18 protein-coding genes are annotated in these 23650 nt (G+C 62.0%); 8 read left to right on the top strand and 10 right to left on the bottom strand.

Annotated features, from left to right (window positions below; translation table 11 throughout):
- Window positions 1-15 precede the first annotated feature (15 nt).
- The 5 genes from ACP7A2_RS10735 to ACP7A2_RS10715 all read right to left on the bottom strand — a co-directional run bounded on the left by ACP7A2_RS10735 (window position 16) and on the right by ACP7A2_RS10715 (window position 5490).
- Window positions 16-903 (bottom strand): LysR family transcriptional regulator, encoded by an 888-nt coding sequence (locus ACP7A2_RS10735; RefSeq protein ID WP_375068420.1) that lies wholly within the window; start codon window positions 901-903, stop codon window positions 16-18.
- A 181-nt stretch (window positions 904-1084) separates the two neighbouring features.
- Window positions 1085-1702 (bottom strand): isochorismate family cysteine hydrolase YcaC, encoded by a 618-nt coding sequence (gene ycaC / locus ACP7A2_RS10730; protein ID WP_426134176.1) that lies wholly within the window; start codon window positions 1700-1702, stop codon window positions 1085-1087.
- Window positions 1703-1729: 27 nt separating this feature from the next.
- Window positions 1730-3568, bottom strand: a complete 1839-nt coding sequence (locus tag ACP7A2_RS10725) for an amidohydrolase (protein ID WP_426134175.1) — start codon at window positions 3566-3568, stop codon at window positions 1730-1732.
- Window positions 3565-4155 carry an antibiotic biosynthesis monooxygenase gene (locus ACP7A2_RS10720; protein WP_426134174.1) on the bottom strand — a complete coding sequence of 197 codons (591 nt, stop codon included), beginning with the start codon at window positions 4153-4155 and terminating at the stop codon, window positions 3565-3567. Before ACP7A2_RS10720 ends, ACP7A2_RS10725 begins: the two co-directional genes overlap by 4 nt.
- A 435-nt stretch (window positions 4156-4590) precedes the next feature.
- The gene (locus tag ACP7A2_RS10715; protein ID WP_348055201.1) at window positions 4591-5490 is read right to left on the bottom strand and encodes a LysR family transcriptional regulator; all 900 of its coding nucleotides are present in this window, start codon (window positions 5488-5490) and stop codon (window positions 4591-4593) included.
- 204 nt (window positions 5491-5694) lie between these two features.
- On the opposite strand from ACP7A2_RS10715, the gene ACP7A2_RS10710 reads away from it, so the two are divergent.
- Both ACP7A2_RS10710 and ACP7A2_RS10705 read left to right on the top strand, forming a co-directional pair.
- Window positions 5695-6090 (top strand): helix-turn-helix domain-containing protein, encoded by a 396-nt coding sequence (locus ACP7A2_RS10710; protein WP_426134173.1) that lies wholly within the window; start codon window positions 5695-5697, stop codon window positions 6088-6090.
- Window positions 6091-6148: 58 nt separating this feature from the next.
- A complete protein-coding gene (locus ACP7A2_RS10705) occupies window positions 6149-8911 on the top strand; it encodes an ATP-binding protein (protein WP_426134172.1) in 2763 nt (920 codons plus the stop codon).
- Here the strand turns inward: ACP7A2_RS10705 and ACP7A2_RS10700 are convergent.
- Window positions 8858-10303: an ATP-binding protein gene (locus ACP7A2_RS10700; protein WP_426134171.1), complete on the bottom strand. Its 1446-nt coding sequence runs from the start codon at window positions 10301-10303 to the stop codon at window positions 8858-8860. The genes ACP7A2_RS10705 and ACP7A2_RS10700 overlap by 54 nt on opposite strands.
- Window positions 10304-10452: 149 nt before the next feature.
- Entirely contained in the window at window positions 10453-11403 is a 951-nt protein-coding gene (locus ACP7A2_RS10695) for a GlxA family transcriptional regulator (protein WP_426134170.1), read from the bottom strand.
- Between the two features lie 180 nt (window positions 11404-11583).
- Here ACP7A2_RS10695 and ACP7A2_RS10690 point away from each other — a divergent pair, with 180 nt between their 5' ends.
- On the top strand, window positions 11584-12306 hold the full coding sequence (locus ACP7A2_RS10690) for a pirin family protein (RefSeq protein WP_426134169.1): 723 nt from the start codon (window positions 11584-11586) through the stop codon (window positions 12304-12306).
- A gap of 123 nt (window positions 12307-12429) precedes the next feature.
- Here ACP7A2_RS10690 and ACP7A2_RS10685 read toward each other — a convergent pair whose 3' ends face one another.
- Both ACP7A2_RS10685 and ACP7A2_RS10680 read right to left on the bottom strand, forming a co-directional pair.
- Entirely contained in the window at window positions 12430-12747 is a 318-nt protein-coding gene (locus tag ACP7A2_RS10685) for a hypothetical protein (protein WP_426134168.1), read from the bottom strand.
- A gap of 217 nt (window positions 12748-12964) precedes the next feature.
- Window positions 12965-14593: a PvdJ/PvdD/PvdP-like protein gene (locus ACP7A2_RS10680; RefSeq protein WP_426134167.1), complete on the bottom strand. Its 1629-nt coding sequence runs from the start codon at window positions 14591-14593 to the stop codon at window positions 12965-12967.
- Window positions 14594-14735: 142 nt separating this feature from the next.
- Here ACP7A2_RS10680 and pvdM point away from each other — a divergent pair, with 142 nt between their 5' ends.
- The 5 genes from pvdM to ACP7A2_RS10655 all read left to right on the top strand — a co-directional run bounded on the left by pvdM (window position 14736) and on the right by ACP7A2_RS10655 (window position 22604).
- A complete protein-coding gene (gene pvdM / locus ACP7A2_RS10675; RefSeq protein ID WP_426134166.1) occupies window positions 14736-16085 on the top strand; it encodes a pyoverdine-tailoring dipeptidase-like protein PvdM in 1350 nt (449 codons plus the stop codon).
- Between the two features lie 19 nt (window positions 16086-16104).
- Entirely contained in the window at window positions 16105-17376 is a 1272-nt protein-coding gene (locus ACP7A2_RS10670) for an aminotransferase class V-fold PLP-dependent enzyme (RefSeq protein WP_426134165.1), read from the top strand.
- Between the two features lie 31 nt (window positions 17377-17407).
- Window positions 17408-18280: a formylglycine-generating enzyme family protein gene (locus tag ACP7A2_RS10665; RefSeq protein WP_426134164.1), complete on the top strand. Its 873-nt coding sequence runs from the start codon at window positions 17408-17410 to the stop codon at window positions 18278-18280.
- Between the two features lie 117 nt (window positions 18281-18397).
- Complete coding sequence (locus tag ACP7A2_RS10660) at window positions 18398-20047, top strand: cyclic peptide export ABC transporter (RefSeq protein ID WP_426134163.1); 1650 nt, start codon at window positions 18398-18400, stop codon at window positions 20045-20047.
- A 97-nt stretch (window positions 20048-20144) separates the two neighbouring features.
- Entirely contained in the window at window positions 20145-22604 is a 2460-nt protein-coding gene (locus tag ACP7A2_RS10655; RefSeq protein ID WP_426134162.1) for a TonB-dependent siderophore receptor, read from the top strand.
- A gap of 54 nt (window positions 22605-22658) precedes the next feature.
- On the opposite strand, the gene ACP7A2_RS10650 is transcribed toward ACP7A2_RS10655, so the two are convergent.
- A complete protein-coding gene (locus ACP7A2_RS10650; protein ID WP_426134161.1) occupies window positions 22659-23621 on the bottom strand; it encodes an alpha/beta hydrolase in 963 nt (320 codons plus the stop codon).
- Window positions 23622-23650: the final 29 nt, after the last annotated feature.

Genomic DNA, 23650 nt, shown 5'->3' with positions numbered 1-23650 from the left:
CAGTGTGTCAGTTATTCAGCAGCCGCTGGCCAGGCGTTCGCGCAGAAACTCCACCAGCGCCTGCACCGGCCTTGAACTCTGCCGGTGCTGGGGATACACCGCCGAGAGGGTCAGGGCTTCGGGGGCGAAGTCTTCGAGTACGGTCACCAGGCGCCCGTCTTTCAAGGCTTCGGCGACGATAAAGGTCGGCAGGTACGTCACGCCCAGCCCGGCGATCGCGGTATCCCGCAGCAGCTCGCCGTTATTCACGCGCATGCGCCCGCTCACGTTCACGGACTGTTGTTTGCCCTTGGTGAGAAACCGCCATTGCACCTGACGGCCATGGCCGTAAGGCAGGCAGTCGTGGTCGGCCAGGTCTTCGGGTTGGCGGGGCGTGCCACGCGCGGCCAGGTAATCGGGGCTGGCGCAGTACACGCGCTGGACACTGGCGATACGCCGGGCAATCAGCGTGGAGTCTTCAAGAGTACCGATGCGCAGCACCAGGTCGTAGCCTTCGCCGATCAGGTCCACGGGGCGGTCGCTCAGGTCGACTTCCACCGAAACATGCGGGTGACGTTGCAGGAATGCCGGCAGCAGGCAGCCCAGGTGCGCCATGGCAAACGACAACGGCGCGCTGAGGCGAATCGTGCCGCGCGGCTCGCTGTTCTGGCCGGCGATACCCTGCTCCACTTGCTCGACTTCACTGAGCAGGCGCAAGGCGGATTCGTAGTAACTCTGGCCCAGTGGCGTAACGTCCAGCCGGCGGGTGGAGCGGTTGAGCAGGCGCACGCCAAGGCGGTCTTCGAGCTGGATCAGGCGGCGGCTGACAAATTGCTTGGACAGGCCCAGTTGCTCGGCGGCGGCGGTGAAGCTGCCGGACTCCATGACCTGACAGAACAGGCGCATGTCTTCGAAGGGGTTCATTGTCGCTTCTCGGTGGACATTTAGCGGATTTATAGCCTGTCAGTGGCCACACCACAAACCAAATGTGGGAGCTGGCTTGCCTGCGATGGCGGTGTATCAGCAGACATGACTGTCGACTGACTCACCGCCATCGCGGGCAAGCCCGGCTCCCACAGGGGTTTGCAGCGTGCTGGAGAGCGGGTTACTTGGCGGTGAACGCCGAGTAGCTGTTCATCAGGTTGCGGTAGTTGGGAATGCGCGGCGATAGCAGGTTGGCCAGGCCCTCCATGTCGTTGCGCCAGTCAATCTGCAGCTCACAGGCCACCGAGAACCAGTTCACCAAGTGCGCACCGGCAGCGCTCATGCGTGCCCAGGATGCGCGCTGTACCGCTTCGTTGAAAGTGCCCGAAGCATCTGTCACCACAAACACTTCAAAGCCTTCAGCCAACGCAGCCAGGGTTGGGAACGTCACGCACACGTCCGTCACCACGCCGGCGATGATCAGTTGCTTGCGACCTGTCGCCTTCACTGCCTTGACGAAATCTTCGTTGTCCCAGGCATTGATCTGGCCAGGACGCGGAATGTATGGCGCGTCCGGGAACAGCTCTTTCAGCTCGGGCACCAGCGGGCCGTTGGGGCCGGTTTCGAAGCTGGTGGTGAGGATGGTCGGCAACTTGAAGAACTTGGCCACATCGGCCAGGGCCAACACGTTGTTCTTGAATTCGTTGGGCGAGAAATCCTGCACCAGGGAGATCAGGCCGGTCTGGTGGTCGACCAGCAATACGACGGCGTCATCTTTGTTCAAGCGTGTGTAAGTCATGCGAGTTAACTCCTTGGGTTTTTTAAATCAGAAGGCAAAGCACGAGCAACCGAATGCACCCCAGAAACCCTGGAAGTCACTGACCGGCGCATTGGAAAGCCGCGCTTTTTCATGGCTGTGGCTATGCACGCCGCACGGGCCGCTGCATTGATGCACTTGAGCCTGCAAGGGCGAACTCGGGCGCCAATGGCCCGGCACCTTGACCACCGGAGACCAGTCCGGCAGCACCGGCACACGCGGTGGTGCAAAATCTTCGAAGTCGCCGGCGCCATAGACCACCTTGCCGCCGACCACGGTCAGTACTGACTCGATCCACTTGATGGCCTCTTCGTCGACACTGAAAAAGTCCGCCGACAGTGCCGCCACATCGGCCAATTGGCCGACCTTGATCTGGCCTTTTTTGCCTTGTTCGGACGAGAACCAGGCGCTGCCGTGAGTGAACAACTCCAGCGCGGTAAGGCGCGGCAGGCCTTCGGCGTGCAGCTCCAGACCACCGACGGTGCGGCCGCTGACCATCCAGTACAACGAGGTCCACGGGTTGTAGCTCGACACCCGCGTAGCGTCGGTGCCCGCCCCCACCGGCACGCCTTCGGCGAGCATGCGCTTGATCGGTGGCGTGGCTTCGGCGGCCTTGGCCCCGTAGCGCTCAACGAAGTATTCGCCCTGAAACGCCATGCGGTCCTGGATCGCAATACCGCCGCCGAGGGCACGCACGCGCTCGATGTTTTTCGGCGTGATGGTTTCAGCGTGGTCGAAAAACCACGGCAGGCCATTGAACGGAATGTCGCGGTTGACCTTCTCGAACACGTCGAGCATGCGCGAGATGGATTCGTCATACGTGGCGTGCAGACGGAACGGCCAACGCTGCTCCACCAAGTGGCGCACCACCGGTTCCAATTCCTGCTCCATCGTCAGCGGCAGGTCGGGGCGCGGCTCGAGGAAGTCTTCGAAGTCTGCCGCCGAGAACACCAGCATCTCACCGGCGCCGTTGTGGCGCAGGTAGTCGTCGCCCTGATGCAGGGTCACGCTGCCTGTCCAATGTTTGAAGTCGCTGAGTTCTTCCTTGGGCTTTTGGGTGAACAGGTTGTAGGCGATGCGCACCGTCAGTTGCTCATCCTTGGCCAACTGTTCAATCACCGCGTAGTCGTCGGGGTAATTCTGGAAACCACCGCCGGCGTCGATGGCGCTGGTAAGGCCCAGGCGGTTGAGTTCACACATAAACTGGCGGGTCGAGTTGACCTGGTATTCCAGCGGCAGTTTCGGGCCTTTGGCGAGGGTTGAATACAGGATCATCGCGTTCGGCCGCGCCACCAGCATGCCGGTGGGATTGCCATGGCTGTCACGCACGATCTCGCCGCCCGGCGGGTTTGGCGTGTCCTTGGTGTAACCGGCCACACGCAGGGCGGCGCGGTTGAGCAAAGCGCGGTCGTACAGGTGCAAGACGAACACCGGGGTATCCGGTGCGGCCTGGTTGAGTTCGTCCAGAGTCGGCATGCGCTTCTCGGCGAACTGGAATTCGTTCCAGCCGCCGACCACGCGCACCCATTGCGGGGTTGGCGTGCGGTCGGCCTGGTCCTTGAGCATGCGCAGCGCATCGGCCAGCGACGGCACGCCTTCCCAGCGCAGCTCGAGATTGTAGTTCAGGCCGCCACGGATCAGGTGCAAGTGTGAGTCGTTAAGGCCTGGGATGACGGTACGGCCCTTGAGGTCGATGACCTGCGTACCACTGCCGCGCAGGGCCATGGCTTCGCCGTCGGTGCCGACGGCAACGAAACGCCCCTCGCTGATGGCGACAGCGGTTGCGCGCGGGTTTTCCCGGTCCACGGTGTGGAACTGGCCATTGAACAGAATCAGATCGGCGTTCATAGGGTTTCCTTTACAGAGGCTTCGAGCCAGGGAGCGAACAGGCGAGTGGCGGCGGGCATCAGCACGTACACCACCAGCAGCACGATGGTCAGGGTGATCAGAAAAGTGGCGACCACGTAATTGGACAGAAACGGGTGCAGGCGCAAGACCGGGCCCCAGATGATCGGGACCAGCAGGGTCAGCGGCAGAATCACGCACAGGGTGACGACCGCCTGTTTCCAGCGCGGCGGTTTGGCGGCGCTGTCGGCCAGGGGAGCGAACCAGAATTCGTTGACGGCGCCGATTTCGGTTTTATCGCCATCGGCCAACATAGGCGCGGCTTCGGCAATGAGGGTCTGGCGTTCGGGGGAGTCGAGCCAGCGTTCGAGTGCGTCGGTAGAGCTATAGCGCAATACGCAGGTAAACAGCGCGAGGGTGTTTTGCTTGCTGCGTACAACGTCGACGCCGAGGTGGCCGGGGCGTTCGCCGGCGATGCGGACGATGCGGCGTAGCCAGGCTTCGTAATCAGCTTCGCGGCCGGCTTTGATGAGATGTTTGACGACCAGGGTGACGACTTCGTCGGGGCCTGTTTTGGGTGTTGGGTCCATGGCTGCGTGTTTCCCCCTGAGAGCATTGAGCGATGGGGAGAGTTTGGTTGGGTTCCGGGCTGGGGAATTGGATGTATGTGCTGTTTGGCGGGTGTGTGGAAGCTGACCTGTGCATGCCGCTATGGAGTCTTACTCGGTCAAAACTGTGGGAGCGGGCTTGCTCGCGAAGGCGGTGTGTCAGCGGATGAATGAATTGACTGACCCACCGCATTCGCGAGCAAGCCCGCTCCCACAGTTGGATCTCCATACAGTAGCCCGCACTTCTGAGGTCATTGGAATGAGGATCAAAAGCACAAGCACGGCCCAGTGTGGGAGCTGGCTTGCCTGCGATGGTATCGACTGGGTGTACATGATGGTCCGAGGTCTCTGCATCGCAGGCAAGCCAGCTCCCACAGAAAGGCGGGCCGGTGTGTGCCGGTATGGAGTCTTACTCGGTTAAGCCATATGCTCAGCGATCCGCGCCCGTAACCAACGCTCCGCCGGGTCATTGTCATGCACCCCGCTCCACACCATCGACAACTCCGCTGCCTCGATCTCAAACGGCGGGTCTTCAGCCCGCAACGTTGTGCCTTCAGTCAACGCACAAGCCGCATAATCCGGCACTGTCGCGATAATCTGCGTGCCCGCCAACAGCGCCCTCAACCCACTGAACTGCGGCACCGCCAATACCACCCGTCGCGCTCGGCCGATGCGCGCCAGGTCCAGATCGATGTTCCCGCTCAAGTCCCCGGAAAACGAAACCATCGCATGTGGCCGCGCGCAGTAGTCATCCAGCGTCAGGGGCGCCGAGGCGTCATCTCCACGCAGCACCTTGCACGGAATATCGCGCAGTTTCTTGCGCTTGGCATTCGCCGGCAACTCCGTGGTGTAGCTCACCCCTACCGAAATCTCACCACTGGCCAACAACGCCGGCATCAACAAATAATTGGCCCGCCGCACCACCACCACAATCCCCGGTGCCTCCTCACGCAGTTGACTGAGCAACGGCGGAAACAGCCCGAACTCCGCATCATCCGACAGCCCGATGCGAAACACCGCGCAACTGGTGGACGGATCAAACGCCTTCGCGCGGCTGACCGCACCTGAAATAGTGTCCATGGCCGGCTGCAACTCCTTGAGGATAGCTACCGCGCGTGGCGTGGGCTCCATGCCCCGCCCATTGCGCAACAGCAATGGGTCGTCGAACAAATCCCGCAGCCGCCCCAGCGCGGCACTCACTGCCGGTTGGCCCATAAACAGCTTTTCGGCAACCCGGGTCAGGTTCTTTTCGAACATCAAGGCTTCGAAAATCACCAGCAGGTTCATGTCGACGCGGCGCAGGTCGTTGCGGTTCATGGCGCTATCCAGACGGTTTTCAGGTCGCCAGATAAGCACGCAAAACCGCTCCGTGATTGCACGCCTGTGCTGTCTTTTCCAGGCGCGCACCTGGCGAAATTAACAACGATTAACTCGTCAGCCAGACGGTCCGGCGCCAAGAATGAGGCCGTCTACACTGCATCCATTCACCGGGAACGCTCCCATCGACTGCGGATATTTGTCATGGCCAGACTTGAGCACGGTGCTCCCCGTTTATCCGCTACCGGCGGCCTGTGCCCTCGGCGCGAGCGAATTGCCAAGCAACTGATCCTCGCCAACCTCGGTGAAAGCCTGGCGATTGCCGACCTGGCCCAGGCCTGCGCCTTGTCCCGCAGCCATTTTTCCCGCGCGTTCAAGTGCAGCACCGGGCTGTCGCCCCAGGAGTGGATTCGCCAGCAGCGCATCCAAAGGGCCAAGGAATTGATCACCGGGTCGGCCATGAGCCTGACCCAAATCAGCCTGGAATGCGGGTTTTGCGACCAGGCGCACTTCTGCCATATGTTCACCCGCAGCGAAGGCGTCAACCCGATGACCTGGCGAAATCACCACTCCAGCAAGCCGCAGGTGATTGCGGCCTAGTGGTCTTTATCTGCCTGGAATATGCTGCGCAGATCCTTTTCGATGAGCATTGGCCGCCATGAGTGATCTCAGCGACCAGGCCGTGCATTTCGGCCCCTACCGCGTCCACCCGCACCAGCGTCTGGTGCTGGAGGCCGGTCGCCCGTTGCGCCTGGGACGGCGCGCGGTGGACATTCTGCTGATCCTGCTGGAGCAGGCCGGCAACGTGGTGAGCAAGCAGGAACTGATCGCGCGGGTCTGGCCCAAAAGCGTGGTCGAAGACGGCAACCTGCGCGTGCACATGGCGGCGTTGCGCAAGGCGCTGGGCGACGGCCAGGCCGGGCAGCGTTATATCGTGACGGTGGCCCAGCGCGGCTACAGTTTTGTGGCGCCACTGAGCATCGAACCGATGACGATTCCCGCCGACGGCATGCCCCACAGCCAAGGCCATAACCTGCCGCTGCGCCACACGCGGATGATCGGCCGTCAGGCGCTGATCGATGCGCTGGTGCGCCAGTTACCCCAGCAGCGCTTCATTACCCTGACCGGCGCCGGTGGCATCGGCAAAACCACCGTGGCACTGCGAGTGGCGGAGTTGCTGATCGGGCACTATCGCGACGGCATTCACCTGCTTGACCTGGCGCCACTCAGCACGCCGTCGATGATCCTGCCCAACCTCGCCGCCTTGCTCGACCTCACGCCCACCGAGCATGAACCCCTGGTGACCTTCGCCCGCAGCCTGCACGCGCGCCAGTTGCTGCTGGTGATCGATAACTGCGAACACCTGCTGGACGACATTGCACTGATCAGCGAAACCCTGCTGCGTCACGCACCCAACCTTCATATTCTGGCCACCAGCCGCGAAGCCTTGCGCGCCGAGGGCGAATACGTGCAACGCCTGGAACCCCTGGCGTGCCCGCCTGCCACCGGCAACCGCGCCCAGGCCCTGGGTTACCCGGCGCTGCAACTGCTGGTCGAGCGCGCGATGTCCCATCAGGACAGCTTTGAACTGAGCGAAGCCGAGTTGCCGCTGGCCATCGACATCTGCCAGCGCCTGGACGGTATTCCGCTGGCGATCGAGCTGGTGGCGGCGCAGATCGAACGCTTCGGCCTGTCGGGGTTACTGGTGCAGATGGAGGACAATTTCCGCCTGCTCACCCGTGGCCGCCGCAGCGCCCTGCCCCGTCAGCAAACCCTGCGCGCCACGCTGGACTGGAGCTTCGACTTGCTCACGCCCTGCGAGCAGATTTGCCTGCGCCGCCTGGCAGTGTTTCGCGGCGGCTTCAGCCTCGCCAGCGCAGCGGCGGTGATCGCCGAGGAACGCATCGCGCCGGACGAGGTGCTGGGCTCGATCCGCCAATTGGTGGCCAAGTCGTTGCTCAACGTAGAAGCCGGCGATGACACCATGGTGTACCGCCTGCTGGACATTACGCGCACCTATGCGCTGGAAAAACTCAGTGTCGCCGATGAACTCGACGCCACCCGCGAGCGTCACGCGGCGCGCCTGCTGGCGTTGATGGACCAGGCGCAGGGCGACTGGGAACTGATCGCCACTCAGCCCTGGATCGACCGCTATGCACCGCTGCGCGAAGACATTCGCGCGGCGCTCGATTGGTGCCTGGGCGACCCGGGCGCACACCTGCTGGGCATTCGTCTTACCGTCAGCGCAATGCCGTTGTGGCAGGAGTTGTCGTTGCTGCGCGAACACGGGCTGTACGTGGGCAAAGCCCTGGCCCGACTGGCGCAGTCGAATACGCCGAACCCGCGGTTGCACATGGCGCTGCAATTGGCGATGGGCAGTTTTTCCTATCACGCTCAGGGCGGCACGCCGCACACCGTCGAGGCGTTTGCCTGCGCCCAGCGACTGGCGCAAGCCGGCAAAGACCTGGCTGGCCAGCTGCGCGCAGTGTCTGGGCAAATGGCGGTCAACCTGTGCAGCGGCAACTACCGTGAGGCATTGGCGCAGAGCCTGTATTTTGATCAACTGGGCCCGCAAACCGAGCCTCTATTGGACCTCAGCGCCCAACGCCTGCGGGTGTTGGCGCAACACTTTGCCGGCCATCAGACGCTGGCGCTGCATAACGCCGAACAGGTTATCCAGCGCATGGCCCAGAGCGGCCATCTCAACCGGTTTACCCATGGTTTTGGCGTGCAGTACGACCAGAGCGTGGCCTCGCTGACGATTCTCGCGCGCGTGCTGTGGCTGCGTGGCTTTGCGCAGCGGGCGTGGCGTACCGCCAACCAGGCGCTGGAGCTGGCATTGCAGATCAACCACGGTACGTCGATTTGCTACACCCTGGCCCTGGCCGGTGTGGTGATCGCTCGCTACAACGGCGACAGCGCTTCGGCGGGCGCTTTGCTGGAACTGTTGCTGCAACAGGCGCAGAAACACGCGGTGCCGTTGTTTCATACCTGGGCACAACACTATGAAGGCACGGCGCTGCCTGAGCAGTTGCAGGGGCTCGGCCTGGTGCGCGATACCCTGGTGACCTTCAATGCGGCCCCGGCGGATGACGCGGTCTTTGAGCGTGCCAGAAGCGGCGCCGCCGGTTGGTGCTCAGCGGAGATTCTGCGGGTGCGCGCCGAGGCTATGCCAGATGCCAGCGCCGCCGAAACGCTGCTGCTGGAGGCCCTCGACCTGGCCCATCAGCAAGGTGCCCTGGCCTGGCAGTTGCGCAGTGCTACATTCCTGGCGCGATTATGGCAAAACCAGGGTCGGCTGACAGCGGCCCGTGACCTGTTGAACTCAATTTACGGACAGTTTACCGAAGGCTTTGCCACTGCAGACCTAACCTGCGCACGCGGCCTGCTCGACGAGTTGCAAGACAAACGGCCGGCCTGAAAACGGCCCCAGGTAATGCCCATAGCCCTGCTGCAAGTGCGCCACCTGGGCCGGGTCGCGCAGTTGCGCCAGGGCATGGCTGCGTGCACTGTTGAGCAGCCGATACCGCAACGGGCCGGGGCCGGGCTCTACCTCCAGCATCGACATGCCGGCCAGACGCGTGAGCAAATAACCCAGGTCGGCGTGTTCCAATTCGGTACCGACGACTAACGCGGTCAGGGACGGTAAGGTCACCGCCATTTTGAACAACGCCAATTGCAAGTACAGCCAGCGTTCCGGCAGGCTCAAGCGCCCATAGGTCCAATCCAGCGCAGCCGCCAGGGATTGATGCCGCTCCACTGCCGTGCGCCGGCCACGGACAAGCACCTGCAAACCTCTGCGCAATTGCGCCTGCAAGCCATGGACGCCAAGGGTATCGACCTGCGCGGCCGCCAACTCCAGAGCAAGTGGAATACCGTCGACGCGTCGGCAGATATCGCGCAGCGGCGCCAGGTCCTGAGGCCGCAAGGCAAAACCCTGTTGCCCGGCACGCACCCTCGCGACAAATAGCTGCACCGCCGGGTACGCCATCGCCTGTTCGACACTGGCCCACGCCGACGGTATTGGCAGCGCCAGCGCTGGCACGCGCTGCACCCATTCGCCCGGCAACTGCAGGGTTTGGCGACTGCTCAGGAGCACCGTGACCTGCGGCGCGCGCGCGCGCAGGGTACGTATCAGGTGACGGCAGGCGCCGAGCAGCAAATCGGCGCCATCCAGCACCAGTAACAGGTGCCGCCCGGCCAATTGATCGCACAGCTCAGCGGCACTGCCACACGGCGCAAGGTCCATCGCCTGGGCCAGGTGGCGCAGCAGGGTCATGGGGGCGTCCACGGTTGCCAGGTCAACCCACCACACGCCGTCGCGATAACGCGGCAGCACACGTTCGGCCAACGCCAGGGCCAGGGTGCTTTTACCGACGCCAGCGCAACCGGTGAGGGTCAGCAACGGTTGCGCGGCCAGGCGCCGCGCCAGCGTGCCGATTAAGGCATCACGGCCGATCACCGGGCTCAGCCGCGCAGCCAGGTTGTGCCGGGGCACCGTCGCCGCAACAGCCAGTGGCGCAGCGAAACAATAGCCGCGCTGCGGTTCATTGAGGATGTAGCGCGCCCCGTCCAGGGCTCGACGCAACGCGGCGATGTGCACGCGCAGGTTGTTTTCTTCCACCACGCTGCACGGCCAAACTCGGGCGATCAAGGCCGCTTTGCTGACAAATTGCCCCGGGGTCTCCAACAGCACCGTGAGGATATCCAGTGCACGCCCACCCAATGGCACCGGCAGGCCGATCTTGCTGACCAGGCGCTGTTGCCGGTGAAAGGTGAACGGACCAAAGCTCATTGCATGAGGGTGATTCATTTGTGCACATGCGCTGGAACACCCGGCCTAGGGCGTCTGCGCATCCTCTTCCATGGGCCTTTGGCTATCTTGCCAGCTACCCGTGACAGGACAATGCTGGCACGGGGAGCGATACGGACTTTTGGGTGCGCGAGACGGCCATCCTGTCGTTAACTGAACTGCTGTCGGTATTGGGTAGGGTTAAGGCCGAGCTTTTCACTGAACAGAAAGCGCATGTGCCGCACGCTGCCAAAGCCTGCGTGGAACGCGACGGTTTTAAGCGGCAGGTCGGTGGTTTCCAGCAGGTGCCGGGCGCGATCAATGCGCGCGCCCTGCAGGAAGGCCATGGGCGTCATCTGCACTTCTTTGGCGAACAGCCGCGCGAAGTGGCGGGCACTCATGCCTGCCAGCGCGGCCATGGAGTCGATGGTGAACGGTTGATGCAACTGCGCCAGCACGTGGTTCTGCACCCGGGTGATCGCCGTTTCATGGGGCGCTACGGCGGCGGTCATCGGGCTGAACTGGGCCTGGCCGCCCTGGCGCTTCATCACCACTAACAGCACTTTGGCGACTTCGACCGCCACTTGCTTGCCGTGGTCCTGGGCGACGATGGACAGCGCCAGGTCGATGCCGGCGGTGACGCCGCCCGAGGTGATCAAACGCCCGTCCTGCAAGTAGATGCGATCGGTCTCGACGATAGCCTCCGGAAACGCCTTGATCAGGCGTTCGGTGTAGTGCCAGTGGGTGGTGACGCGGCGGCCGTCCAGCAACCCTGCATGCCCGAGCACAAAGGCACCGGTGCAGATTGAACCGAAGCGCCTGGCCCTGGGCGCTGCGGCCTTGAGCCAGGGCAACAGGTCGGGATGGCATTCGTTATAGGCGCCGGGCCCGCCGGGCACCAGTAACAAGTCATAGGCGTCATCGGCCTGGCCCAACACCACGTTCGGTTGCACGCTGACGCCATTGGAGGCGCGCAACGGGCCGGGTTCGGTACCGACGGTGAGGATTTCATAGTGAGCCGCGGTCGGCAGGTAACGGTTCGCGATGGAAAACACTTCAAGCGGCCCGGCCATGTCGAGCAGAAGGAAGTCCGGAAATAGCGCCATGGCCACGGTTTGCATAAAGAGAACGTCCATCAAGAAGAAAGGGCGGCGGGCATTATGACACGCCTTTAACTGTCAACTGTATAGAGACAGTTATTCAAATTTCAGCTTCTTAATGAATATTTCAGTAACCAGTAACCTTCTTCTCAACGCAAGCGAACTGCATCTCGCAGCCCACGCTCACTTGAGGACAAGACCATGCTGACCCTTCGCAAAGCTTCCGAACGCGGCGCCGCCAATCACGGTTGGTTGAAGTCGTTCCACACCTTCTCGTTCGCCAACTACTGGAACGCCGACGAGCAAGGTTTCTCCGACCTGTTGGTGATCAACGATGACCGCGTTGCCGCCGGCAAAGGCTTCGGCCAGCACCCGCACCGCGACATGGAGATTTTCTCCTATGTGCTTGAAGGCGCCCTGGAACACAAGGACACCCTGGGCACCGGCTCGGTGATTCGCCCCGGCGACGTGCAACTGATGAGCGCTGGCAGCGGCGTGGCGCACAGCGAGTTCAACCACAGCCAGAACCGTGGCGTGCACTTCCTGCAAATCTGGATCGTGCCGAATGAAGCCGGTGCCGAGCCGCGCTATCAGCAAGAGCATTTCAGCGATGCGCAGAAACGCGGGCGCTTGCAGTTGATCATCTCGCCGGATGGCGCCGGCGGTTCGCTGAACGTTCGCCAGGATGCACGGGTGTATGCCGGGCTGTTCAACGGCGACGAAGCCGCGAGCCTGGATTTGCCGCCAGAGCGCCACGTGTACATTCATGTGGCCCGTGGCAGCGTCGAGGTCAACGGTCAGCGCCTGCAGGAAGGTGACGGCGCCCGCGTGCGGGATGAACGCCAGATCCGCCTGAGCCACGGCGAAGACGCCGAAGTGCTGGTGTTCGACCTGCGCCCTCAGGAACTGCCGCAGCGGCCTTGATGCTGAGCGCGATGGCCCGCCCCAAAACGGGTCATCGCTGGCGTCGATAGTCACCATCAGCTCAATGAAGTTCTCTTAAAAAATGCAACGCGTAACATCAAACCCATACAGAACGACACCCAACTAAAACACTCGGAGCACACACTCATGAAACGCCAAATCTTGCTTAGCCTCGCTTTCTCGGTACTCGCTGCAAATGCTTTTGCTCACCCTGTTGTCGCTGAAGGCGGCGCGGATCGCCTGATGGAAAGCCGTGTTGCTGAAGGTGGTTCCGACCGCCTGCAAGGCAACCGCGTTGCTGAAGGCGGTGCGGATCGCTTGCAGGAACGTGGTCTGGCCGAAGGTGGCGCGGATCGTCTGCAGGAACGTGGTCTGGCCGAAGGCGGCGCGGATCGTCTGCAGGAACGTGGTCTGGCCGAAGGTGGCGCGGATCGTCTGCATAGCAACAACGCATAACCCTCGCTGTTGGCGAGGCACCCCAAACCGGCCTGATCAGCCGGTTTTTTTTCGTCTTCGATTAATGCAGGTCGCGGTCGATCCATATCACCGCCTTGCTAATCTGCAGCCGCACTCGCTACACAGTTCGGAGGTGTCGCGTCCCAGCGCTCGGGCCATTTTGATCGCTGCCCACGCGCCTTCTTTGTTCAGTCCCAAACGCTTAAGCCTCCCGCACCTTGACCTTCAAGTGCCGCGCATACCAGGGCCGCTGCGGTACTCGCTTGAACAGGCCCTTGAGCATGTCTTCGTCAGAACCAAAGGTGATGCGCAGCGCCAGCTTCATGATTTCCGGGTCCATCTCCATGGAACGCCCCACCTGCAAGCCCGGCGTGGTGCTGCAACCGTGGGTGTCCGGGCCGAGCCAGGGGTCGCTGACTTCAACCCAGCGCCCCGGCGCGAACCACGGCACACCGTTGACCTCCAGCCGCCTGACTTCACCCGGATTGAACCGATCGTGGGCGCGAAACCAATCCTCGACGCGGTCGTCGATCCAGCCGTGGAAGTGCCAGAACACCGGGTTGACGTGGGAGGAGAACGGGTCGCCGAGAAAGTCGTTTTCCGGTGCGTACCAACGCGCGGCGAAGTCCGACGGATCGCGGGCGAATGGCACCGGGGCGCCGTTGGACGGGTCGCGGGGTACCGAGGCCCAGCGCATGTGCAGCCAGTCATGCAGGCCCAGTTCCATCTCCGAGCCGAGTTGCCCCAGGCTCAGTTTGGCCAGGTAACGCGGGTCGCGGTACTGGGATTCCCACACTTGAAAGTTGCTGTGGTAGGTCTCTGCCGCCTTGATATCGCTGACCCATTGGGTGTAATCGCTGTCGTCGGGGGCCGACCAAGTGGGCGGCAGCGCAAAGCCATCATGGTTGTCGAAGTAACGCACGAAACCCAGGCGATCACGCTCCAGCGCCGGCTGGGGTTCCGGGAAAGCCGGCCATGAAGGCAGGTCCTGCATTGAACGGGCAGTACCGAGCATGTGCCGGTGCATGAAAAAGAAGTCGATACCCGAACCGTTGCGGTCCTTGTGCTTGCCGCGCGCGTCGCGCTCCTGGCCGCGTGGCCCGGGTTGCCAGCCAATACCGCGCAACGCCTCGCGCTTTTCCTCGGAGAGTTTGTGCCACTGGTCGCGGGTGGCGTGCCACAGTTGGTGGAACAGTCGGTGCTCGGGAGCGATCAGCCATGCCAGCAAGGTCGGGTTGAGGCCAATGCGCTGGCGGGCTTCGGGAAACAGCTGTTTGTGCGCGATAAAACGGTTGTCGCGCTCGTTCAATGCAAGGGGACGGTCCAGATCGAGGATGGTGCCGCTGAGGGTGCCGCTGCCCGCATTGCCGAAGTCGGCCCAGACTTCATCCAGGCTCATTTTGAATTCATAGGCGGGTACGCCTGCGGCCGAATCGCGATCAATCAGGCGCCAGTACAACACCTTGCTGTCGCCCGTGACCAGGTCTCCCAATAGGCGGTAACGCGGTTCAGCATCGGCGCGCAGGTTACTGGCGGTATCGAGATAGCCGCGCAGGCCACGGCCACGGGGGGCGACATCAAGCAGCAGCTCAAGGCCGTGCTGCGGCAAGCCTTTCAGTCCGCCATCTGCCCCTTCCAGACGCACGCTCCACACGCCGCGCAAGCTGTTTGCCAAGTGCTGACCATTGGTGTCGGCGAGGTCTACCGTGGCTTCGCCGGGAGTGATCGGGAATTCTTCACGCGTCAGCTCGCGATGGGCATAAAAGGCCGCCGGCACGGCAGCGCCGGTCAGTGCCAGGCCTGCGATGAAGCCACGTCGAGAGAGGGTCATTGTCTACCTTAGGAAGCTGCGTGATCAGAGCTAGAACGTTTGCAGCCGCGCAAAATTTACCGCCTTGCCCTCCCCGCCTAAATTTCCCCCGCCATCGCTCGTTCCTCCCTGATAGCAAAGGCCTCAACTGACTGAGATGGCAATGACAAAACCACGTTCGAAAAAGGCGCTGTTTCTGGGCCTGCCGCTGGCACTGGCCGTCTGTGCCGGCGCCGGTTTCCTGGTCTGGGATCACTGGTTCAAGGGCAATGCCGGCTACCCGCTGGAGGTGATCAAGCAGGCCAATGAGATGCAGGACCGTTTGTTGTCCTTTGACAGCCATATCACCGTGCCGCTGAATTTCGGCACCGCCGGCAATGAGGCCGACAAGGATGGCAGCGGCCAGTTCGATTTGGCCAAGGCCAGTCGCGGGCGCTTGTCCGGCGCTGCGTTGACGATTTTCGGCTGGCCGGAAATCTGGAACGGTGCCAACGCCCCGCACAAGCCTACCGACGGTTTTGTCGAAGAGGCGCGCCACGAGCAGGAGGTGCGTTACAAAATCATCTCCGGCATGGTGCGCGATTTCCCCAATCAGGTGGGCATCGCCTACACCCCGGATGATTTCCGGCGCCTGCATGGCGAGGGCAAATTTGCGATCTTTATCAGCATGCTCAACGCCTACCCGCTAGGTGATGACCTGAACCAGTTGGACCTTTGGACAGCGCGTGGCATGCGCATGTTTGGTTTCAGCTATATCGGCAACAATGCCTGGTCGGACTCCTCGCGCCCACTGCCGTTTTTCAATGACACCACCGACGCCCTTGAAGGGCTGTCGCCGATCGGTCAGCAGGCGGTGCAACGCCTGAACGACCTGGGGGTGATCATCGATGTGTCGCAGATGTCGACCAAGGCGCTGGAGCAAGTCGCACAACTGAGCCGTACGCCGATGGTCGCCTCCCACTCGGCCCCACGTGCTTCGGTGGACATCCCGCGCAACCTCAGCGACAAGGAACTGCAACTGATCAAGCACAGCGGCGGCGTGGTTCAGGTGGTGGGCTTCCCGGCCTATCTGCGCCCGCTGAGCCAGCCGACCCAGAACAAGCTCAACAGCCTGCGCGCACGGTTTGATCTGCCGCCACTGCCGAACCTGGCCATGGCCTTGATGCCCGGCGACCCGATCATCGCCGCCTGGTCCGAGCAGAAGTTCGGCCAGTACGCCAGCGCGCTCTACGCCATTCTTGAAGAAGAGCCCAAGGCGACCCTCAAAGACTTCGGTGATGCGATCGACTACACCGTGCGCAAGATCGGCATCGATCACGTGGGCATCGCCTCGGACTTCAACGACGGCGGCGGCATCCAGGGCTGGAACGACGTGAGCGAAGTGCGCAACGTCACCGCCGAGCTGATCCAGCGCGGCTACTCCGAAGCCGATATCGCCAAGCTGTGGGGCGGCAACTTCCTGCGGGTGTGGGACCAGGTACAAAAAGCCGCCAAACCCTTGGCCAATCGCTAATCAGCCGTGAAATAAGTCCATGACCGACCGCCGTACGTTTCTCAAACAGGCTGGTGTGTTCGCCGCCAGCCTGCCGCTGGGCGCCGCGATGCTGCCACACGCCAGCGCCGCCACACCGGCAGCCACCCCATGGACGGGGCTCAAGCAGCTGTTTAATCAGGACCCGAATTACCTGCACTTCTCCAACTTCCTCGTGGCCTCGCACCCCAAGCCGGTGCGCGACGCCATTGAGCGCTACCGTGTGCAGATCGACCGCAACCCCGGGCTGGCAATGGACTGGGACCTGCAGGAAACCTGGAAGCGTGAAGGCCAGGTGCGCGAATGGGCCGGTCGCTACCTGGACGCCAAACCTGCGCAGATCGCCCTCACCGGCAGCACCTCCGAAGGCCTGGCGATGATCTACGGCGGCATCAAGGTGCGGCCCGATCAGGAAATCCTGACCACGGTTCACGAGCACTATGCGACGCAGAACAGCCTGAATTTTCGCGTACTCAAGGAAGGCACCCAGGTGCGCCGGATCAGCCTGTTCGAGCAGGCAGCCCAGGTTTCTGTCGACGAGGTACTCGGCAACATCAAACGCAATATCCGCCCGAACACCCGCGTGCTGGGCATGACTTGGGTGCAATCCGGCAGCGGTGTGAAGCTGCCCATCGGCGAAATCGGCCAGCTGGTAAATGAACACAACCGCAACCGCGACGAGAAGGACCGCATCTTGTATGTGGTCGACGGCGTGCACGGTTTCGGCGTGGAAAACCTGGATTTTCCGGCAATGAACTGCGACTTCTTCATCGCCGGTACCCATAAATGGATGTTCGGCCCACGCGGCACAGGGCTGGTGTGCGCCCGTGACGCCGAGAATAAATACGTCACGCCGATGGTGCCGACCTTCTCTGAAGACACCGATTTCGCCACCACCATGACCCCCGGCGGCTACCACGCTTTCGAGCATCGCTGGGCGGCCGACGAAGCCTTCAAATTGCACCTGCAGTTGGGCAAGGCGCAGGTGCAGGCGCAGATTCACGCGCTTAATACCGAGTTGAAAAACCAGCTGCTGGCCCATCCGCAGATCGAACTGGTCACGCCGCGCAGCCCCGAGCTGTCTGCCGGCTTCACGTTCTTCCGGGTCAAGGGCCAGGACAGCGACGAAGTAGCCGCCTACATGATGAAAAACCGCGTGGTGATCGACTCGGTATACCGCGACGCCGGCCCGGTGATTCGTACCTCTCCCGGCCTGCTTAACAGCCGCGATGAAATCCAGCGCTTCATGGCCTTGCTCAGCCCGCGCCTGTGACGCCCCTTTTTTCTTTGAACGAGATGCCCACATGAATCCATCCCGACTCAAGCCCCTGGCAGCCCTGACGCTGGCCGCCCTGTGCGGCGCAATGCTGCCAACCCTCGCCCACGCCGCAGCGCCGCAGCCCGGCAAGGTGTTCAAGGACTGCAAGGACTGCCCCGAAATGGTCGTATTGCCTGCGGGCACGTTCACCATGGGCACCCCGGAAGACGAAGTCGGCCGCGAGCCGGATGAAGGCCCGATGCATGACGTGACCTTCGCCAAGCCGTTCGCCATGAGCCGCTTCCAAGTGACTGCCGGTGAGTGGGACAGCTACGTACGCCAGTCCGGCGTGAAGATCGCCAATGGCGATGAACGCCCGGGCCGCGAATGCGTCGCCAGCAAGCCGCGCTATCCGCAAGGCCCGCGCCAGCCGGCGGTGTGCATGGACTTCGAGGATGTCGAGCACTACGTGGCGTGGCTCTCGAAAAAAACCGGCCAGACGTACCACATGGTCAGCGAAGCGCAGCGTGAATATGCCGCGCGAGCAGGTTCGAGCGGTTCATTCCCCTTCCCGTTTGATGCCGGCAAGGGTTACAGCATCGCCGAACACGCCAACACCTACGGCCCGTCGGACGGCTACAGCTACTCCTCGCCGGTGGGCAGTTATCCGCCGAACGCGTTCGGCATGTATGACATGCACGGCAACGTCTACGAGTGGACCGCCGACTGCTTCAACGACAACTACATCGGCGCACCGACGGATGGCAGCGCCTGGCTGACCGGTAAATGCGAGTTCCGCCGCATCCGTGGCAACGACTGGGGCGAGGCCCCGGTGTTCTCCCGCTCCGGCAATCGCAATGCACTGATCCCCGACAATCGCGGCGACTGGATCGGCTTTCGCGTAGTGCGGGAGCTGTAGAACCGCCCGTTAAATTAAACCTCCTCCCCGTCGTTTTACAGGTGTGTGCGCTCCATTGATTGCGGCGCGCCACCGCCCTCTACGTCATCCAGGCCATTCTTCACGCAGGGAACCTCCATGAGCAAACAGACACGCGGGGTGATCAATGAATTGTTCACCCTGCTCAAACCTTTCCGCCTGATTGTGGTGGCCTCGATCCTGCTCGGCATGGTCGGCGGCCTCAGCGTCACGGTGCTGCTGGCCACGATCAATAATGTGCTGCACAGCGACAGCGGCTTGAGCAACACGGTGGTCGGGGCCTTTGCCGGGCTGTGCCTGTTGGCGCTGGTCAGCTCGATTTTTTCCGACATCGGCACCAACTATGTCGGCCAGAAGATCATCGCCAAACTGCGTAAAGAGCTGGGGGAAAAAGTGCTCTCGGCGCCAATCGAGCAGATCGAGCGCTACCGCAGCCACCGGCTGATTCCCGTGTTGACCCATGACGTAGACACCATCAGTGACTTCGCTTTTGCATTTGCGCCACTGGCGATTTCCCTGACCGTCACCCTCGGCTGCATGGGCTACCTGGCGATGCTGTCCTGGCCAATGTTCCTGATTATGGTGGTGGCGATCATCATCGGCACGGTGGTCCAGTACATCGCTCGCGGCCGTGGGATCAAGGGCTTCATGCAGGCTCGCGATGCAGAAGACGATTTGCAAAAACACTACAACGCCATCGCCGAGGGCGCCAAGGAGCTGCGCATTCACCGCCCGCGCCGGCATCGCATGTTTGTCTCGGGGATCGAGCGCACGGCGGACAACATCTGCGACATGCAGATTCGCTCGGTGAATATTTTCGTGGTCGCCAAGACCCTCGGTTCGATGCTGTTCTTTGTGGTGATCGGCTTGGCGCTCGCCTTGCAATCGTTGTGGCCAAGCGCCGACAAATCGGTGATGAGCGGGTTCGTGCTGGTGCTGCTATACATGAAAGGCCCGCTGGAACACTTGATAGGCACGCTGCCGATCGTCAGCCGGGCACAGATTGCGTTTCGCCGCATCGCCGCGCTGTCGGAGCAGTTCTCTTCACCGGAGCCCCATCTGCTATTGAGCGACCACGGCCACCAGAGCACACCCGTGCAGAGCCTGGAACTCAATGAGGTGTCCTACAGTTTCCCGCCCACCGAAGGCAGCGCACCTTTCCGTCTCGGCCCGGTGAACCTGAAGATCGAGAAAGGCGACATTGTGTTTATCGTCGGCGAAAACGGTTGCGGCAAAACCACGCTGATCAAGTTGTTGCTGGGCCTCTATGCACCGCAACAGGGTGAGATCCGCCTCAATGAGCAACGGGTCAGCGCGGTTAACCGCGATGACTATCGCCAGTTGTTCACGACGATTTTCGCCGATTACTACCTGTTCGACGACGTGGTTCAGGGCGACACGCATATACCCGAAGACGCCAACACCTATCTGCAGCGCCTGGAAATTGCACACAAAGTCAGCGTGCTGGACGGCAAATTCACCACCACTGACCTCTCCACCGGCCAACGCAAACGCCTGGCGCTGGTCAATGCCTGGCTCGAAGAGCGCCCGGTACTGGTGTTTGACGAATGGGCGGCGGACCAGGACCCGACCTTCCGGCGGATCTTCTACACCGAGCTGCTGCCGGACCTCAAGCGCCTCGGTAAAACCATCATTGTGATCTCCCATGACGACCGCTACTTCAATGTCGCTGACCAATTGGTGCGCATGGAAGCAGGACAGGTCATCACCCAATTGCAGCCTGCGTAAATAGTTTGAATTCTCATTCCGGTTTTTTACTCCCCGTGCGTCTAATTAAGAATCGCTAACAACTACACAAACCTTAAAACCATTAAGAGTGAGATACATGTCAGCATTTCCGGGGCTTCCACGTTTCACCAGGGCACTGTTCATGCGTCGCATGCTGGTGCCAAGCTTCAGCGCCACTGCCTTCAGCATGGCGCTGGCATTGCCGTTAAGCGCTCAGGTACAGGCTCAGGAAGCCGATCTGAATGTTCCTGCACAGCCGCTTGCCGGCGCACTGCAGGCCTTGGGCAGCCAGTCGGGCATGCAGGTGCTGTACAGCGTTGACGACGTGCAGGGCAAGCGCAGTCAGCCTGTGAGCGGGAAAATGGCGCCTGCACAGGCCCTGGCGCAGATGCTGGTGGGGACCGGCGTCACGTTTACCGTTCAGGGCAACACCGCCAACGTACGCGCCAGAGCCACGGGCGACTCACTGGAGCTGGACGCTACCAACATCAATGCGCGGGCGGTTGAGTCGGCTTATGGCCCGGTCGATGGGCTGGTCGCCAGCCGCAGCGGCACCGGTACCAAGACGGATACGCCGATCCTGGAAATCCCGCAGACCGTCAACGTGGTCACCGCCAAGCAAATCGAAACCCAGGGCGCTCGCAACCTGACGCAAGCGCTGCGCTACACGCCTGGCCTGAACACCGGCGGTTTCACTGATCGCAACGCCATCGCGGACGAAATCACCAGCCGTGGCTTCGCTCCAACCCAGCTCTACCTGGACGGTGCCTACCTGCCGTACGCCGGCAGCCTGGGGGGCGCACCGCAGATCGACCCGTACACCCTGGAACGCATCGAAGTGCTCAAGGGCCCGGCGTCGGTGCTGTACGGGCAAAACCAGCCGGGCGGCCTGATCAACATGGTGTCCAAGCGCCCCACCACGGAACAGCGCACCCAGGTCAAGATCGGCGCAGGCAGCTACAGCCGCCTTAACGGCGCAATCGATACCAGCGGCCCGATCGATGACCAGAAAGAATTCAGCTACCGCGTGATCGCACTGGGCAAAAAAGGTAACCAGCAGGTCGACCATACCCACAGCGAACGCATGCTGTTGGCGCCAAGCCTGACCTGGGCGCCGAACGATGACACCTCGCTGACCGTGCTGGCGCAGATCCAGCGCGATAACGGCCTGGAAGATTATCAGGCGCTGCCGCGCTTTGGTTCCCTGGAGCGAGGCCCCGGCGGCCAGCGTATCGACCGCAATTTCTTCTCCGGCGACTCGAACTGGAACGACTACAAACGTGACCAGTTTGTGCTGGGCTATGACTTCACCCACAACTTCACCGAAGACCTCAAATACCGCTCCACCGCGCGCTATACCGACGTGCGAGACGACTACAAGGGTTTCTACCTGCGCAGCTTCGTCACCAACGGCGGCGTGGTGGATCAAACCCGGGCCAATCGGGTGAAACTCGACTGGCGCCAGCACAACACTGCCTACACCATCGATAACAACCTGGAATACAAATTCAACACTGGCATCCTCGAGCACACCACGCTCGTGGGCCTGGATTACCGCAACTTCAACCGCAAATACACCGGCTACAACGCCTACAACGTGCTGCCGATCAACCTGTACGGCGCCAACAACAACTACGACACCAGCAGCGTGATGCCGGTCAAAGACACCCAATGGGACAACACCGTGCGCCAGACCGGCGTGTACCTGCAGGACCAGATCAAACTGGACAAATGGATCCTGACCATCGGCGGCCGCCACGACTGGGCCGAAGTTGAAAACAAGGACCTGCTGGCGCGCACCATCACCGAGCAGCGTGACCACAAGTTCACCGGCCGTGTGGGCCTGACCTATGTCACCGATTTCGGCCTCGCACCTTACGTCAGCTACTCCGAATCGTTCCTGCCAACCGTGGGCACCAGCGCACCGCAGCGCGGCGGTAAAGCGTTCCTGCCGGTCGAAGGCGAGCAGTACGAAGTCGGTGTGAAATACCAACCGTTCGAGAAGACCCTGATCACTGCGTCGGTGTATCAGATCAAGCAGAAAAACGTGCTGAGCAGCGATAACGAATACCCGCAGTACTCGACCCAGCAGGGCCAGGTGCGCTCGCGCGGTGTTGAACTGGAGGTCAAATCCACTCTCGACAATGTCGACATCCTGGCGGCGGCGTCCTACCTCGATGCGTTCTACATCAAGAACAACTACAACAACACCGGTAACCGTACCGAGCAACAAGCGCCGGTCTCAGCCTCGTTGTGGGTCGACTACCACTTCGCCCAGGCCGTGCTCAATGGCCTGACCTTTGGCGCAGGCGCCCGCTACACCGGTCCGAAACCGGGTGACGCGGCCAACTCGTTCGACGTTCCAGGCTTCGTCGTCTACGACACCACCGTCAGCTACGACATGAGCAAAGTGTCGCCGAGCCTGCGTGGCGTTCAAACCAGCCTGAACGTACAGAACGTGTTCAACCGCGAATACGTCTCCCACTGCAACTACTCGTTCGGTTGCTACTACGGCCAGGAACGTGTGGCGTCACTGGACGTAACCTACGACTTCTAAAGCTCACCGCGCACAAAAAAACCGGGCCAGGCCCGGTTTTTTTGTGCCGGCGATTCAGCCAGCCAGTGCAGCGCGCAGCGCCTGGCTCAATTGCGCGTAAACGCCATCCACTTCCGGTACCACGCTTTGCAGGCGCAGGAAGTCGTGGATCAGGCCCTCGTATTCGATCAGCTCCACCCTCACCCCCGCGGCTTGCAAGCGCTGTGCGTAGGCGCGGCCTTCGTCCAGCAGAGGATCATGCCCGGCCACTGCGATCAACGCCGGGGCCATGCCCTTAAAAGTGCTCGCGAGCAGCGGCGAGAAGCGCCAGTCCAGGCGGTCTGCCGGCTCGCGCGCATAGTGGCGGTAAAACCATTCCAGTGTTTCGCTTTCCAGCAGGTAACCCTCGCCGAACAATTCGGTTGAAGGGCTACGGGTGGAGGCGTCCGTCACCGGATAACACAACAATTGCCAGCACGGCGTGATCGCCAGCGACGCCGGTTGCAGGGCCGACTGCAATGCCAGGACGGTCGCCAGGGTCGCCCCTGCACTGTCACCACCGAACGCCACGCGAGTGGCGTCCAACCCTTCGGCACCCGCGTTGTGCGCCAGCCAGGCGAGCGCGTCGGCCCCATCTTCCAGTGGCGTCGGAAACTGATGTTCCGGCGCCAGGCGATACCCTACAGACAGCACTGCACACGGGGTTCTGGCGCAGAATTCACGGCACACACCGTCGTGAGAGTCCAGGCTGCCCACGACATAACCGCCGCCGTGGAAATACACCAGCACCGGCAAAGGCTGCGCAGCCGGCGTGGATGGACGATAGAGGCGCAACTGCAGCGTTGCACCGTCACGGGCCACGAACGGCATTGAGGCGCAGCTCACCTGCGCCGGTGCGCCCCAGCGCAATTGCACGGTGGTGCGCTCGAATGCGTCCCGGGCCTGGGCAGGCGTCGACAGATGAAATGGCCCAGGGCCGTCGGCCTGGCTTTCTTGCGCCAGATCGAGAAAGGCATTGAGTTCCGGATGCAGCGACATCGCAGGTTTCCTTATGAAAAAGCCACAGA

Origin of the sequence: Pseudomonas sp. PWP3-1b2 (assembly GCF_049896045.1) — a bacterium.
Classification (GTDB): domain Bacteria; phylum Pseudomonadota; class Gammaproteobacteria; order Pseudomonadales; family Pseudomonadaceae; genus Aquipseudomonas; species Aquipseudomonas antarctica_B.
This window is presented reverse-complemented; position numbering and strand designations above follow the sequence as displayed.

Bases quoted from the DNA above. Each gene is read 5' to 3' on its own strand.
- pvdM (WP_426134166.1), top strand. From the start codon at position 14,736: ATGACAAAACCACGTTCGAAAAAGGCGCTGTTTCTGGGCCTGCCGCTG.
- ACP7A2_RS10685 (WP_426134168.1), bottom strand. From the start codon at position 12,747: ATGCAGACGATCCGCGCCACCTTCGGCCAGACCACGTTCCTGCAGACG.
- ACP7A2_RS10700 (WP_426134171.1), bottom strand. From the start codon at position 10,303: ATGAATCACCCTCATGCAATGAGCTTTGGTCCGTTCACCTTTCACCGG.
- ACP7A2_RS10715 (WP_348055201.1), bottom strand. From the start codon at position 5,490: ATGAACCGCAACGACCTGCGCCGCGTCGACATGAACCTGCTGGTGATT.
- ACP7A2_RS10670 (WP_426134165.1), top strand. From the start codon at position 16,105: ATGACCGACCGCCGTACGTTTCTCAAACAGGCTGGTGTGTTCGCCGCC.
- ACP7A2_RS10695 (WP_426134170.1), bottom strand. From the start codon at position 11,403: ATGCAAACCGTGGCCATGGCGCTATTTCCGGACTTCCTTCTGCTCGAC.
- ACP7A2_RS10660 (WP_426134163.1), top strand. From the start codon at position 18,398: ATGAGCAAACAGACACGCGGGGTGATCAATGAATTGTTCACCCTGCTC.
- ACP7A2_RS10655 (WP_426134162.1), top strand. From the start codon at position 20,145: ATGTCAGCATTTCCGGGGCTTCCACGTTTCACCAGGGCACTGTTCATG.
- ACP7A2_RS10665 (WP_426134164.1), top strand. From the start codon at position 17,408: ATGAATCCATCCCGACTCAAGCCCCTGGCAGCCCTGACGCTGGCCGCC.
- ACP7A2_RS10735 (WP_375068420.1), bottom strand. From the start codon at position 903: ATGAACCCCTTCGAAGACATGCGCCTGTTCTGTCAGGTCATGGAGTCC.
- ACP7A2_RS10720 (WP_426134174.1), bottom strand. From the start codon at position 4,155: ATGGACCCAACACCCAAAACAGGCCCCGACGAAGTCGTCACCCTGGTC.
- ACP7A2_RS10650 (WP_426134161.1), bottom strand. From the start codon at position 23,621: ATGTCGCTGCATCCGGAACTCAATGCCTTTCTCGATCTGGCGCAAGAA.
- ACP7A2_RS10705 (WP_426134172.1), top strand. From the start codon at position 6,149: ATGAGTGATCTCAGCGACCAGGCCGTGCATTTCGGCCCCTACCGCGTC.
- ACP7A2_RS10680 (WP_426134167.1), bottom strand. From the start codon at position 14,593: ATGACCCTCTCTCGACGTGGCTTCATCGCAGGCCTGGCACTGACCGGC.
- ACP7A2_RS10690 (WP_426134169.1), top strand. From the start codon at position 11,584: ATGCTGACCCTTCGCAAAGCTTCCGAACGCGGCGCCGCCAATCACGGT.
- ACP7A2_RS10725 (WP_426134175.1), bottom strand. From the start codon at position 3,568: ATGAACGCCGATCTGATTCTGTTCAATGGCCAGTTCCACACCGTGGAC.
- ACP7A2_RS10710 (WP_426134173.1), top strand. From the start codon at position 5,695: ATGGCCAGACTTGAGCACGGTGCTCCCCGTTTATCCGCTACCGGCGGC.
- ycaC (WP_426134176.1), bottom strand. From the start codon at position 1,702: ATGACTTACACACGCTTGAACAAAGATGACGCCGTCGTATTGCTGGTC.